The 13,024-nt window shown below is 61.7% G+C and carries 12 protein-coding genes; 4 read left to right on the top strand and 8 right to left on the bottom strand.

Translation table 11 applies throughout. From position 1 onward, the window contains the following. The first annotated feature begins 367 nt into the window (after positions 1 to 367). Entirely contained in the window at positions 368 to 1,408 is a 1,041-nt protein-coding gene (locus IWX65_RS16310; RefSeq protein ID WP_196884536.1) for a nitrilase family protein, read from the top strand. 177 nt (positions 1,409 to 1,585) lie between these two features. On the opposite strand, the gene nagA is transcribed toward IWX65_RS16310, so the two are convergent. Genes nagA through IWX65_RS16275 form a run of 7 tightly spaced genes read right to left on the bottom strand, consistent with a single transcriptional unit; the run spans position 1,586 to position 8,052 of the window. Further along, positions 1,586 to 2,731, bottom strand: coding sequence for an N-acetylglucosamine-6-phosphate deacetylase (nagA, locus tag IWX65_RS16305; protein WP_196884534.1), 1,146 nt, complete (start codon positions 2,729 to 2,731; stop codon positions 1,586 to 1,588). After that, entirely contained in the window at positions 2,728 to 3,501 is a 774-nt protein-coding gene (locus IWX65_RS16300; RefSeq protein ID WP_196884540.1) for a glucosamine-6-phosphate deaminase, read from the bottom strand. The genes nagA and IWX65_RS16300 overlap by 4 nt, the downstream gene beginning before the upstream one ends. Positions 3,502 to 3,540: 39 nt before the next feature. Continuing rightward, entirely contained in the window at positions 3,541 to 4,338 is a 798-nt protein-coding gene (locus IWX65_RS16295) for a DeoR/GlpR family DNA-binding transcription regulator (RefSeq protein WP_196884532.1), read from the bottom strand. A gap of 4 nt (positions 4,339 to 4,342) precedes the next feature. Further along, positions 4,343 to 5,203, bottom strand: coding sequence for a class II fructose-bisphosphate aldolase (locus tag IWX65_RS16290; RefSeq protein WP_196884530.1), 861 nt, complete (start codon positions 5,201 to 5,203; stop codon positions 4,343 to 4,345). Next, the gene (locus tag IWX65_RS16285; protein WP_334683946.1) at positions 5,203 to 6,198 is read right to left on the bottom strand and encodes a 1-phosphofructokinase family hexose kinase; all 996 of its coding nucleotides are present in this window, start codon (positions 6,196 to 6,198) and stop codon (positions 5,203 to 5,205) included. Before IWX65_RS16285 ends, IWX65_RS16290 begins: the two co-directional genes overlap by 1 nt. An 8-nt stretch (positions 6,199 to 6,206) precedes the next feature. Further along, complete coding sequence (locus IWX65_RS16280) at positions 6,207 to 7,166, bottom strand: ROK family protein (RefSeq protein WP_196884526.1); 960 nt, start codon at positions 7,164 to 7,166, stop codon at positions 6,207 to 6,209. A gap of 10 nt (positions 7,167 to 7,176) precedes the next feature. Beyond that, entirely contained in the window at positions 7,177 to 8,052 is an 876-nt protein-coding gene (locus IWX65_RS16275) for an SIS domain-containing protein (protein ID WP_196884538.1), read from the bottom strand. 357 nt (positions 8,053 to 8,409) lie between these two features. On the opposite strand from IWX65_RS16275, the gene IWX65_RS16270 reads away from it, so the two are divergent. The 3 genes from IWX65_RS16270 to IWX65_RS16260 all read left to right on the top strand — a co-directional run bounded on the left by IWX65_RS16270 (position 8,410) and on the right by IWX65_RS16260 (position 11,560). Then, on the top strand, positions 8,410 to 9,651 hold the full coding sequence (locus tag IWX65_RS16270; RefSeq protein ID WP_196884523.1) for an ABC transporter substrate-binding protein: 1,242 nt from the start codon (positions 8,410 to 8,412) through the stop codon (positions 9,649 to 9,651). A gap of 114 nt (positions 9,652 to 9,765) precedes the next feature. Continuing rightward, positions 9,766 to 10,650, top strand: coding sequence for a carbohydrate ABC transporter permease (locus tag IWX65_RS16265; RefSeq protein WP_334683945.1), 885 nt, complete (start codon positions 9,766 to 9,768; stop codon positions 10,648 to 10,650). Position 10,651: 1 nt separating this feature from the next. Further along, the gene (locus IWX65_RS16260) at positions 10,652 to 11,560 is read left to right on the top strand and encodes a carbohydrate ABC transporter permease (RefSeq protein WP_196884519.1); all 909 of its coding nucleotides are present in this window, start codon (positions 10,652 to 10,654) and stop codon (positions 11,558 to 11,560) included. 38 nt (positions 11,561 to 11,598) lie between these two features. Here the strand turns inward: IWX65_RS16260 and IWX65_RS16255 are convergent. Next, positions 11,599 to 12,746 (bottom strand): IS3 family transposase gene (locus IWX65_RS16255; protein WP_196884517.1). Its coding sequence is split into 2 segments (ribosomal slippage): positions 11,599 to 12,473 and positions 12,473 to 12,746, totalling 1,149 coding nucleotides; the frame shifts between segments, so codons are not numbered across the junction. Positions 12,747 to 13,024 lie beyond the last annotated feature (278 nt).

Here is a 13,024-nt window from a genome sequence, read left to right as displayed (position 1 = left end):
GGAAACAGTTTTGCTCCCAGAACTCACTGCAGCATAATCAAAGAACTGACCCGCACGGTGTCGAGAAAACTCCACCACTCAGCGGGACGTAACCGTCGGGGGCCTGCGCAAGCCGAATCAGGATTAGGCTAGCTTGCTCGAAGATGTTGCACCCGAAATAGCTCTGTTGTCCTTACGATTGCAGGAGCACGGTCTGTCCCTGCCAGATTTTCAGTTCTTATCGAGGCGATTCCCGGTTCAAATTTTTGGAGGCGGATGCTTTCGGGTTCGTCGTGGAGCGGGGAAAGAGGGCACAGGGTCGGTTATCAGCATCTCTCGATAAGAGAGCATGACGGAGTGTGGCGAGTACGTAGGAAAGGTTCTGACAATGAGTGGTGGAACTTCATCGAAAGTATTGCGAGCGGCCGTAGTCCAGTTCGAAGCCGTTCCGAACGACCTGGAGTCCAATCTGGGGACCGTTTCCATGCTGTCGGCTCAAGCTGCTGCTGATGGCGTACAGATCATCGTGTTTCCGGAGCTTTGTCTGCTGGGTTACTGGCACCTGACTCGTCAACCGCGTTCTCGGTTGCAGGAGTTGGCCCAGCATCGGGAAGGGCCGGCTGTTACAGCGGTTCAGGAGCTGGCTGTGGAGTTGGGGTTGGGAATTGGGGTCGGATTCCTGGAATTGGATGGAGATGAGCTTTTCAACTCTTATGCCGTGTGTCTTCCCGACGGGGAAGTTCATGTGCACCGGAAGCTCCATGCATTCGAGCACGAAGCAATTTCCAGCGGGGATACCTACACTGTCTTCGATACTCCATGGGGCGTGCGGATGGGGATTCTCATCTGTTGGGATAACAATCTTGTCGAGAATGTGCGTGCTGTGGCGCTGCTGGGCGCCACCGTGTTGCTCGCACCTCATCAGACCGGGGGTACGAAGTCGATGAGTCCGCACGGGATGCGCCCGCTCCCGCGGGCACTGTGGGATAACCGCCACGACAACCCCGAAGCACTCAAAGCTGCGGTCAACGGACCGAACGGGCGCGGGTGGCTGATGCGCTGGCTGCCGTCCCGGGCGCATGACAACGGAATCTTCGTACTCTTCAGCAACGGTATCGGCCTCGACGACGATGAAGTACGTACCGGTAATGCAATGATCATCGACCCATACGGCCGTATCGTCGGGGAATCGCCCGTCCCGGATACCGCTGTCGTCATCGCTGACCTTGACCTTGATCTGCTTCCCATGGCAACCGGGCGCCGCTGGCTTTTGGGCCGTCGCCCCGAACTGTACTCAATCCTCACCCAACCCTCAGGCCTTGAACGGGATGCGCGCGCAGCCAGACACTCTGCTTCTCCCGTCCCCGACACCTTCCATGTGAATGACCCATCCGCGAACCATACGCAGCTGGTAACGGGCACAGACTAGACGGGATTCAGAACCACTTCATTGCGACCACTTCCGCGTTCCGGGTTATCCCTCAAGTTCGGTCATTCGAGGGAGGCATCCGATGTCCCGATGTGCTCGGCACTCTCCATGCCCTCGCCGACCGCAAGTACTCGCCCGGGTTCGCCCACGAAGAGCGAACCTACCCGTGTTGGCTGGTCAGGGGTGGTAGAGCCAGTTGCCCTCAGCCCTTACTGAGACGATATGCCAGTCGGAGTCGAAGAGCACGAGGTCTGCGGCGAAGCCGGGACGAAGGAGCCCGAGGTGTTGGTGGAGTCCGAGGACGCGCGCCGGGGTCAGGGTCAGGGCTTCGATGAGGGACGCCGGCGGAATGCCGGCGGCCAGTCCGTGCTTCAGCGATTCGTCAAGGGTCAAAGTCGACCCAGCGAGGGAACCATTGGTTTGCAGTCTGGCCACGCGATCCTGGACGGAGACGGCCAGTCCACCGAGCAGGTACCGGCCATCCGGGGCAGCTGCAGCGGCCATCGCATCGGTGATGAGCACGATGCGGTGCGGTGCGAGGGTGAAAAGCATAGCTACGACGGCGGGATGAACATGTTGTCCATCCAGAATCACTTCGAGGTACGCCCCACCGGTCAATGCGGCTCCCACCGGACCCGGGTCTCGGTGATGCAGGCCCGGCATTCCGTTGAATGAGTGGGTCAGAAGAGTCGCGCCGTCCTGTAGTGCCTGAAGAGTTTTCTCGTAACCGGCCTCCGTATGTCCCACAGCGACGACGACGCCCGCCGCCGTCAACCTGTCGATCGCATCCGCCGCACCGGGTCGTTCGGGATCAAGAGTGATCTGCCGGAGCGTTCCATGAGCGGCTTCGAGCAACTGGTCGAGGCGCTCAGATGTGGGGTCGGTAAGGTGGTTTTCGTTGTGGGCACCGCGTTTCCCGACCGACAGGAACGGCCCCTCGAGATGACTGCCGAGCAGCAGGGGGTTGGTCTGCGAGAGTTCGGCGATTTGAGACAGCGAACGGCACAGCAGATCGATGGGATTAGAGACAAGGCTTGCCACCGCCCGCGTGGTGCCGTGAGGGTGGTGCGCCGCGAGTGACTGACTGATCGCGTCGTTGCCGTCCTCATGACTGTAGCCGCCACCTCCGTGGATGTGCAGGTCGAGGAACCCAGGGGTCAGGTAATGCCCAGTGCCGTTGATCACCCTATCCGCACGGTGCTCCTGCCACCCGGTGCCTATGCCCGTGGCGGCGATGGCGTTCCCGATCGCTACAAGCCAAAAGTCGGGCGTCTCTCCGTCGGCGTCGACCTTTGTGGCGCTGTGGATCAGGACCGAGTTCACTCTCCGACGCCCTCGATCCTGTTCTTTTCCGTATCAACGTAGTACTCGCGTAGCGCGAGGTGCCGGGCAGCGTCCCCGTCCAGCACAACGGTTGCCCGTCGATGGAGCTGCAGTACTGATGCCGGGCACATGCTCGACACCGGTCCCTCGAGAGCGGCAGCCACGGCATCGGCTTTGGCGGCTCCCTGGGCGACCAGCAGCACCTCTGCGGCGTCGAGGATAGTACCAAGCCCTTGGGTCAGGCAGTGTCGCGGAACGGTGTCGAGATCGGTAAAAAATCGTGCGTTATCCCTGCGGGTGGCCGCCATCAGGGTTTTCGGGCGGGTCCGTGAGGACAGGGAGGAACCTGGCTCGTTGAAACCGATGTGCCCGTTCCGGCCGATTCCCAAAAGCTGCAGATCCACGCCGCCCGCAGCGGCCATCGCTGTTTCAAATCGATCGCTTTCGGCCGTGAGATCAGCCGCACAGCCGTCAGGGACATGGACGTTCGCGGGATCCAGGCGGAGGCTGTCCGTTACCTCCCGCTGGATCACCGATCGGTAGCTCTGGGGGTTGTTGGCGGGAAGTCCCACATACTCGTCCAGCGCGAAAGCTTTCAACTGCGCCAGAGCGGGGATCCATCGTTCCTCCAGTGCGCGATAGATAGCGAGCGGTGAGGACCCGGTGGCTACGCCGAGCGTGCGGATTGTGCCCTTGAGGGCGCCGTCGAGGATAACGTTGGCGCCGTAGGTGCCAATCTCCTGGGCGCTGTCGAGAATGATGACACGCATCATGGCTCCGATCTATGCGGGAGGTGGATGGGCGGGGCATTACTCGGTGTTCTCAGGAGCCACGATCACTTTCGTGCCACTGGCCTCGAAGGCGGCTTTCTGCTCACCGGTGATGCCACTGTCGGTGATGAGGTTGCTGAAGACGTAGCCTGTCATGGTGGCGAAATTACGGGCGCCGATCTTCGAGGAGTCAGCCACGATGAACGTCTCGGAGGCCCGGCGCGCCATGAGCGCATTGACTTCTGCCTCGCCTTCGTCACTGACGGTCGGGCCGACGTCCGGGTCGAGCCCGTTCACGCCGATAAAGGCGATGTCGAGGGCAACGCGCTGCAGGATCACGTCCGTGTAGGGCCCCACGAGTTCATAGGACCGGGGGTTGACTACACCACCGGTCACCATGATGCGGATGTTGGGCCGGACCACGAGTTGGGCCGCGATGTTGATCGCGTTCGTGACTACGGTGAGGGTTGGTTTGCTGGACGGTTCCATGAGGTCGGACCGCATGCCGAGGACCTGGGCGATTGCCGTGCTGGTGGTTCCACCGCACAGGCCGATCACGGATCCCTTCGTCACCAAGTTGCTTGCGGCACGGGCGATTGCCTGTTTCTCAGTGGTGTGGTCATCACGGCTGTACCGGGTGGGGAGGTCATAGGCGATCGCCTCCATAGTGGCACCGCCGCGGTTCCTGGTGAGCAGGCGCTGCGTCGCAAGGCTGTCGAGGTCACGGCGTACTGTGGCAGGGGAGACACTGAGCCGGGTGACGATGTCCTCGACCAGCACGCTTCCCTCCGCTGCGAGCAGGTCGAGGATTGCGTTGAGTCTTTCTGTTCTTTCCACTGGTTCAGCTTTCGCGTTTAGCTGGTTGGTCCTGCAGGGAGAGAAGGACCAGGAGGCGGCCAGCCTCGGATGCCAGGGCGTGGCGGCCTGCCGCAAGGTATTTGCGGGAGTCAACGAGGTCCGGCTGGCTTGCGAGGACTTCCCGTACGGCACGTGTGAAGAAACCGTTCAGGTGGGTCGATACGTTTATTTTCGTCATGCCGGCTCCGACTGCCAGGACGAGGAGGTCATCGGGCACACCTGAGGAGCCATGGAGCACCAACGGTACGGGTACTGAGGCTTTGAGCTGTGCGATGAGCTCCAGGTCCAGTGCCGCGCCCCGCTTCGTCATCGCGTGGGAGGACCCGACGGCGACAGCGAGGGCGTCGACGCCGGTGGTTTCAACGAAGGCTGCCGCCTCGCCGGGGTCGGTTCTCACGCCGGGAGCGTGGGCGCCGTCCTTGCCGCCGACCTTGCCGAGTTCGGCCTCGACGAAAACGCCATGGGCAGCGGCGCGTCTTACGACTCGTGCGGTGGCCGCCACATTGTCGGCGTAGGGAAGGTGGGCACCGTCGTACATCACTGACCCGAACCCGAGGCCCAATGCCTGGTACACCAGTTGTTCATCCTCGGCGTGATCCAGGTGCAGTGCCACCGGAACGTCCGCGGTGCGGGCCACCGCAGCAGCAGCGAGGGTGATCGGCTCAAGCCCGCCGTGATAGGCGGCGCAGTTCTGTGAGATCTGCAGGATCACGGGAAGTCCCACCGCCTCGGCTCCGGCGACGATCGCTTCGGCTGTCTCCAGATGCAGCACGTTGAAACTGCCAAGCCCAGTGCCGGCGGCGGCAGCGGTGTCGATGAGGGTGCGGGTGGGAATCAGTCCCATCAGGAATCCTTGCGTGAGGTGGAAGGTGCAGTGTCGTGGGGGCTGCCGGGGGGAGTGCGGCACGCGATGTCGTGCCGGCTGATCACCACAGTATCGGCCATGTCGTGGTAGTCCTCGTGCAGCACCCCGGCGGTAGGCATCAGCACGGCCGAGGCAGACCATGCAGTCGCGGCGCGCAGCATGTTCGTGACATCCGGGGAAGTATGGGCCAGCAGGACGGCGACGGCTGCAACCGCTGCGTCCCCGGCCCCGGTGGGGTTGCCTTCCAGAGCTGAGGGAAGACTCGCGTGCAGGTAAAATGCGGGCTCCCGCGCGTCGAAGGCCAGCATGCCCTTGTCGCCCTGGCTGACCAGGACAAGGCCGGCGCCGAGGTCGAGGAGCATGCGTGCTCCCCGTTCGAGGTTCGTCTCTCCCGTGGCCTCGAACAACTCATGGTGATTCGGCTTTAGAACGGTGGCTCCTGCCCTGGCGGCGTGTAGCAGCGCGGGCCCGGAGGTGTCGATGATCGTGGGTATGCCCAGGGACCGGGCATCCTGGATTAGGCGTGCATAGAAATCTTCTGGTGCTTGGCGGGGTAGGCTTCCTGATCCGGCGAGGCAAGCCGAGCGCGGCAACTGTTGACCGACAACTTCCACAATATTGTTCCAGTCCGCGGTGGTTAGTTCGCCCCCGATCTCGTTGAGGAGGGTTGCGCTGGCGGTTGACCCATCGTAGATAGCGATACTCCGCCGGGTCGGCTGCGCTACCTCCACCAGGGAATGGGCAAAGCCACTTTTCGCGAGGTCGGCTCGCAGCAGAGCGCCAGACTCTCCACCGACGGGCAGGACCGCGTGGGTCGAATTACCGCTCTGATGGACTACCCTGGCGACATTGACGCCTTTGCCTCCGGCCTTGATCACGGGAGGCTCGACACGGTGCGAGTGCCCGGGGACGAGGGCAGGAAGACTATAGGTGGTGTCCAGCGCAGGGTTGGGAGTGACTGTTAGGACAGTCACGGGAGGCATCATCGCCGTTTCTCCACCAAATCGCGTGCCCGAAGTGCAGCGCCGATCAACCCCGCATCCTGACCCAACACCGAGGTCTTCAGGCGAGGCACACGGAGGAAGGAAAGCCGCTCCTCGATTTCCTTCCCGAGCGGATCGAGGAGAGCGGAACCCGCCTGGGCGAGTCCACCGCCCAAAATTACTGTCTCGGTCCCGATCATCGCGACGAGCTGGCAAATGCTAAAGGCAAGGGCGCTGACGGCATCGGACCAGATTTCGCACGCGTCGGCGTCGCCAGCTTGGCTGGCCGCAAGCACCGCCTTCGCGCCGGAAACGGTGCGCCCGGTGCGCAGGTTGTACCGGCGGGCGATCGCACCGGCCGACCCCACGGTCTCAAGGCAGCCCAAGGCGCCGCATGCGCAAGGAAACCCACCGGGGACCTGCGCATGACCAAGTTCACCCGCGTAACCACCGGCACGGACAGGACGTCCCTCGCAGAACACCGCACCCGCGATTCCTGTCCCGATGATCAGTACGACGGCGTCGTTGGCCCCCAACCCGGCGCCGGCGCGCATCTCTGCCACCCCGGCAGCGCTCACATCGTGCCCGAAGGCGACGGGAAGCCCGGTCGCTTCGCGGACCCGTTCCCCGAACGGATAGTCGTGCCACCCGAAGTTGCTAGCAAAAAGGCCCACTCCCGCAGCATCATCCACGAGTCCGGGCACCACGAGCCCCAGTGCGCGCAGCTCGACGTGCGGATATGAAGTAGCGTACTCACGCGCCAGCACGGCGACCTGGTCCACCACGACGTCGCCGGGACGTTCGTCGTCGTGTGGTGACGGGACGCGGACGAGGCCATGCAAATTTCCGCCCTGATCGATCACTGCGGCTTTCATGTCAGTTCCACCGACATCAACGGCCAGGACGCCGGGACCGGGGCCTGCCGGCCCCGGGGGAGTGGGGCTCTCTAGGGAGCTCACGGGTGGGAGGTCAGCTTTCTAGGACGACGGACCTGGTCAGGTGCCGAGGGGTATCAGGGTTAAGGCCGCGTGAGCGGGCACGGTCCAGTGTGACCTTGTGTACGCGCACGAGGTCAGCGAGGGGGTGGGTATCGGTGTTGACATACAGGGCGCCGGTGGCGGCGACCTCGTCGCGAAGGCCGCTTGGCTCCTGGCCAAACACCCAGGTCACCCGTCCAGGCTGTGCGATGGAGATGGGACCGTGGCGGTACTCCATGGCCGGGTAGGACTCCGTCCACCCCTGGACGCCCTCGCGCATTTTCAAAGCGGCTTCGTGAGCCAGGCCGATGGTCCACTCCGTGCCGAGGAAACTGAATTGTTCGGCGGCCAGCAGCTCAGCTGAAGTTTCAGCGGCGACCGCGACCCTGGCATCGGCCACAGCTGAACCCAGATCGATGCCAAGCGAGGTGAGGAGGTAGACGAGTGCGGAGGAGGCGAATCGGGTCTGGACCACCGAGGATTCGTCCGCGTAGGGAAGCCCGACGACGGTGTCGGCGAGATCCGCGGCAGGCGATTCTGTATCACCCAGGACAACGACGGTGGGGGTGGAGCCCTTGAGCTCGGCGAGCAATAGAAGGATCTCGCTGGTGGTGCCGGATCGCGTGATGGCGACGACGGCGTCGTATGACCTGGTGCTGATGGCGGAAGCCTCCGACGCCGCATAGGCGTCGGTCTCTCCGTTACCGGAGCTCTCGCGTGCAGTTGCATAGGACTGCGCCATGAACCATGAGGTCCCGCAGCCGACCACCGCTATCCGCTGCCCGCGTGCCGGCAGCAGTCGCTCTCTGGATGCCTGCGCTATCGCGCGTTCCCAGCATTCGGGCTGGGACGACAACTCGCTGTCCATGTGCCGTCCCAGAACAGGGGCAGAAGAGGAAGGATCGGGAAACTGTGACACGAGGTTCTCCTTTAGAGCAGATCAGGGTTCGCTCAATGATCACCCATGATTGATCCAACTGTCTAGAAATCAGTATCAGTCATTATTGTGAATCGCAGGGACAGGCACCTCTTTTCGTTTTGGTTCTCCTGCGCCCTATCAAATGCTTGACCTGAGACGTACATCACGGCATGCTTTGAAGAACTAACTGATCGTTGTTGACTGTCCGGACCCTTTGGGGATCATCTTTCATCACCAAGAGCGTGTTGGATCGACCGGATTAGCAGCCGAGGCAGGTCCCGGACCCATTCGAAAAGGAATCAAGCGATGAATAGCAAACTGAGGATGAGCATGGTGGCGATGGCTGCCGTCGGGACACTTGCACTGTCCTCCTGCGGTTTCGGCGGCGGCGAGCCATCCGAGGCAGAGGGAGGTGGGACGACCCTGAATATGCTGGTGCCAAGCTACTCCGATGGCACCAAGGCCCTTTGGGAGGGCGTCGTTGATGACTTTGAGGCAGCAAACGAAGGAATCACGGTCAACCTGCAGATCGAGTCCTGGGAAAACTTGGAATCGGTGCTCCAAACGAAGATCCAGGCAGGTGAGGCTCCGGACATCTACAACGGCGGCGCTTTCTCGGCCTTTGCTTCCGAGGGTCTGCTATACCCGGCCGAGGACGTCGCGTCGGAGGAAACCATCAGCGACTTCCAAGAATCTTTCGTTGAGAATGAAAGCCTTGAAGGAACCCAATACGGGCTGCCCTTGCTTGCATCCGCCCGCGCGTTGTTCTACAACCAGGACCTGTTCGACGCTGCCGGCGTCGAAGCGCCACCCACCACGTGGGAGGAGCTACACGAAGCCGCGGAGAAGATCACGGCGACGGGTACCCCCGGCTACGGCATGCCGCTCGGTTCCGAGGAAGCGCAGGGAGAGGCCCTCATCTGGTTCGCCGGCAACGGCGGCGGGTTCGGTGACGCGTCCGAGATCACGGTCAACACACCGGAGAACCTTGAAGCCGCCCAGTTCATGAAGAAGATGATCACCGACGGCGTCACCCAGCCCGATCCAGGCGCGACGCAGCGCACCCCGATGATCAACGTCTTCACCCAGGGCCAGATCGGCATGGTGTACGCCCTCCCGCAGACCGTGGGACAGATCGAGGAAGCCAACCCCGACCTGAACTACGGGGTAGCTAACGTCCCGACCAACACAGGGGATCCCGCAACGCTCGGCGTGGCCGACCGCCTCCTGGCCTTCAAGAACGATGAGACCAAGCAGGAAGCCATCACGGCCTTCATGGACTTCTTCTTCGCGGAGGACCAGTACGTGAACTGGGTAGAAGCCGAGAACTTCCTGCCCACCACGAAGTCAGGATCCGAAGCGATGGCGTCGAATGAGACGCTGAAGCCGTTCCTGGAGATGTTGCCCAACGCGAAGTTCTACCCGACCTCCAATCCGGCGTGGAACGCGACCGACGGCGCATTCAAGTCACTCATGGGCCTGTTGGAGACGCAGGAACCCGAATCCGTGCTTGAGCAGATCCAGGCAAAAGCCGACGCCGCAGCCTAAGGCACCCGCGTGAGGGGAGCCGGCTTGTTCCAGCCGGCTCCCCTCCTGTCCGAGGAAAACGGTCAGTACTCAATGAGCACATTCCAGCAGCCCCCCATCACGCGGATCCGGAAGATGCGCGGCCAGAACCGGGAAAGCCTTGCCGCGGCGCTTCCCTGGATCGGCCCGGTTTTGATCTTGATATTCGGCATCGTCGTTTTTCCAGCGGCTTACATGATCTACAACTCCACGCGGCGCATCAGTCAGGCCGGAACCAATGTCGAGGGTGTGGGCTTCGCCAATTTCGGCGTGGTTCTGTCGGATCCGAACCTGCCGCGCATCCTCATCAACACCGTGGTTTGGGTGGTAGTGGTCGTCACGATGACCGTCATCCTTTCGATGGCATTGGCAAATTTTCTCAACAAGCCCTTCCCCGGGCGAACCCTGGTGCGCATGGCCGTGGTTGTTCCTTGGGCTGCCAGCGTGGTCATGACCACCACCGTGTTCTACTACGGACTCGACCGCAACTACGGGATCATGAACGCGTTCCTCGTCGATATCGGGCTGCTCGATGCCCCTTACGGCTTTACGGCAAATGCCGCGACTGCGCTCGGTGCCGCGATCGTCGTCGGCGTCTTCGTCTCCATTCCCTTCACGACCTACACCCTGCTCGCCGGTCTGCAGGCCGTACCCGGGGACATTCTCGAAGCCGCCAAGATGGACGGAGCCGGTAAGGTTCGCACCTACTTCCTGGTGATACTGCCTCAGCTACGCGGCGCGCTAGCCGTCGCCGTGCTGATCAACGTGATCAACGTATTCAACAACCTGCCCATCCTGCGCATCATGACCGGTTCCATCCCCGGCTACGGTGCGGACACCCTAATGACATACATCTTCAAGGTCCTGCAGTTCGATCGCCGACTGGACCTCGCCAGCGCACTGAGCGTTGTTAACTTCGCCATCGTGATCGTGATCGTCGCGGCCTACGTGAAGATCGTCAAGCCCATGAAGGAGGACTGACATGGCAGTCGTTGCACCGGAAAAAGCTTCCACCCGCGTGCCCGTAGACAGTAGGGTCAAAAAGTACGGCGCCGACGGAGTCAGCGGGCGCCGGATGGCAGGCCGGATCACGGTTGGAATCCTGATCGCTGTCCTGTTCCTGGTCCCGTATTTGATCATGCTCGTCGGGTCCCTAAAAACCCGGCCGGAAATTCTTGCGGTCCCGCCGCGCTACTTTCCTCAGGACGGGCTGCAATTTGGCAACTACCTCACTATGTGGTCCACGCCGGAGACGCCCCTGACGTATAACCTCATCTCCACCGTGATCATCGCGGTATTTGCCACATTGCTGGTGTTGCTCGTCGCCACACCCGCGGCTTACTACACCGCGCGGTTCAACTTTCCCGGCAAACTGCCCTTCCTGTTCCTCGTTATCGTGACCCAGATGTTGCAGCCTGCAGTGCTGACGGCAGGCCTGTTCCGGCAAATGCTGGTGCTCGACTTCAACGACACTTGGCTCGCCATGATCTTGATTAATGCAGCCTTCAACCTGTCCTTCGCACTCTGGATCATGCACAGTTTCTTCGCCGGAATCCCCAAGGAAGTCGACGAGGCCGCCCAATTGGACGGCGCAAGTCGTTTGGCAGTGCTCTTTCGAATCAACCTTCCCTTGGTCTGGCCTGGAATCGTCACGGCCATCATCTTCACGTTCGTCGCCTCATGGAACGAGTTCGCCGCCAGCCTTGTGATTATGTCGACGGCCGGAAACCAACCGCTTTCGGTGGCCCTTACCAAGTTCATTGGCCAGTACGCCACGAGCTGGCAGTATGTCTTCGGTGTTTCGATCGTCGCGATTATTCCCGTAATCATCCTCTTTGCCCTCATCGAGAAGAGACTCATTGGAGGCTTGACCGCAGGCGCGGTCAAGTAATGGAGGACGTGGTTGGGCCCCCGTTAGCAGTCCAGGGTCTATGCGATAGCTAGTTGGTTTTCTTGCGTCCAGTTCTCCCAGTAGCGTTTCGGCGTCATGCCGTTCAGGGATCCGTGGGGCCGTTCATGATTGTAGGTAGCTTTCCATTCCTCGGCCAAGTACGTGGCTTCGCCCAGGGTGTCCATGATTTCTCCGGTGAGTTGCTCCCTTCTGAATTGGGCGTTGAAGGATTCGATGAAGCCGTTCTGCCAGGGCGATCCCGGGTCGATGAATGCCGTGTCCACCCCGGCGGTGTTACACCAGTCGACCAGGGCGGCGGCGGTGAATTCCGGCCCGTTGTCGCACCGGACATAGGCCGGGGTGGTGCCGGTTTCGGCGATGATGTCCTCCAGCACCGCGACCACGTCCGTGGCTTTGAAGGAGCGGCGCGGGATGATCGCCAGCGCGGTGCGAGTGTATTCGTCGATGACGTTGAAGAACCGGATGTGCCGCCCACAGGACGTCACGTCGGACTGGAAGTCGAAGCTGACCACATGCATCGGGTACTGGGCTGTGAGGCGCTTCTGTTCCCCGGCACCGGGCCCGGTCCGACGCTTCTTGCGGACCTTGGGTTTGCAGGTGAGCCCTTCGTCGCGCCAGAGCCGGCGGATCCGCTTCCTGTTCAGCGCCACACCTTTCCAGGCTCGTTGTCCCATCAGGTGCCAGCGGGCCTTTCTCCAACCCCATGCCGGGTGCTTGCCGGCGACAGCGCGCAACTCCCTCCGCAATTGCACCTCCTCGAAACCCATGTCGGGCTTCTTCTTACGAAAGGCTGACCGGTTCTGGCCCAGAAGCGCGCACGCGAACCGTTCGGATGCCCCGAATTTCTCCACCGCCATGCGCACGGCACGGCGACGAGGTTCGGGGCTCAGAATTTTCCCTTGGCCACCTCGTTGAGGATGTCGAGGGCCAGTTCCTTCTCCGCGAGCAGCCGCTTGAGGCGGGCGTTTTCCTTTTCCAGTTCCCTGGTCCGCTTCGAGGTTTCAGCGTTCTTCTCGGACCCGTACTGGTTCAGCCACCGGTACCAGGTCGCCTCGGTGACCTGAAGCTCCTTGACGACCTCGACCATCGGGCGGCCCTCACTGAGCATTTTCTGACCCTGCCGGACCTTAGCGATGACCTGCTCGGGGCTGTGTCTGCGTGCCATGATTCGTGGATTTCCTCCTGTGTCCATTCTCGGACACGAAACTCACATAAACACTGGACTCCTACCCGGGGACCCAACCAAGTTTTCTGTGAGCGGCAGTGGGGCTTGAGCGCTGCTCGCCCTAGATCGCGGGCTGAGCGCATCACCGTGGATCATGGTTGACAGTGGCACCATCGGGATTCCTGTGGGTTACGTCCCGTGGAGTGGTGTAGTTCTCCGCTGTTGAGCGTTGCGTAGGCGACGTAGTGAGCCATCGTGCGATGGTCAGTGAGTACCGA

Origin of the sequence: Arthrobacter sp. CAN_A214 (assembly GCF_015751955.1) — a bacterium.
Taxonomy (GTDB): Bacteria; Actinomycetota; Actinomycetes; order Actinomycetales; family Micrococcaceae; genus Arthrobacter_D.
The sequence above is the reverse complement of the archived record's forward strand: the minus strand, read 5'-3'. Positions and strand labels throughout refer to the sequence as shown.

What these genes read in the sequence shown, in the direction of transcription:
- IWX65_RS16310 (WP_196884536.1), top strand. Translation starts at nt 368, where the DNA reads ATGAGTGGTGGAACTTCATCGAAAGTATTGCGAGCGGCCGTAGTCCAG.
- IWX65_RS16300 (WP_196884540.1), bottom strand. Translation starts at nt 3,501, where the DNA reads ATGCGTGTCATCATTCTCGACAGCGCCCAGGAGATTGGCACCTACGGC.
- IWX65_RS16290 (WP_196884530.1), bottom strand. Translation starts at nt 5,203, where the DNA reads ATGGGACTGATTCCCACCCGCACCCTCATCGACACCGCTGCCGCCGCC.
- IWX65_RS16275 (WP_196884538.1), bottom strand. Translation starts at nt 8,052, where the DNA reads ATGGACAGCGAGTTGTCGTCCCAGCCCGAATGCTGGGAACGCGCGATA.
- IWX65_RS16270 (WP_196884523.1), top strand. Translation starts at nt 8,410, where the DNA reads ATGAATAGCAAACTGAGGATGAGCATGGTGGCGATGGCTGCCGTCGGG.
- IWX65_RS16265 (WP_334683945.1), top strand. Translation starts at nt 9,766, where the DNA reads ATGCGCGGCCAGAACCGGGAAAGCCTTGCCGCGGCGCTTCCCTGGATC.
- IWX65_RS16260 (WP_196884519.1), top strand. Translation starts at nt 10,652, where the DNA reads ATGGCAGTCGTTGCACCGGAAAAAGCTTCCACCCGCGTGCCCGTAGAC.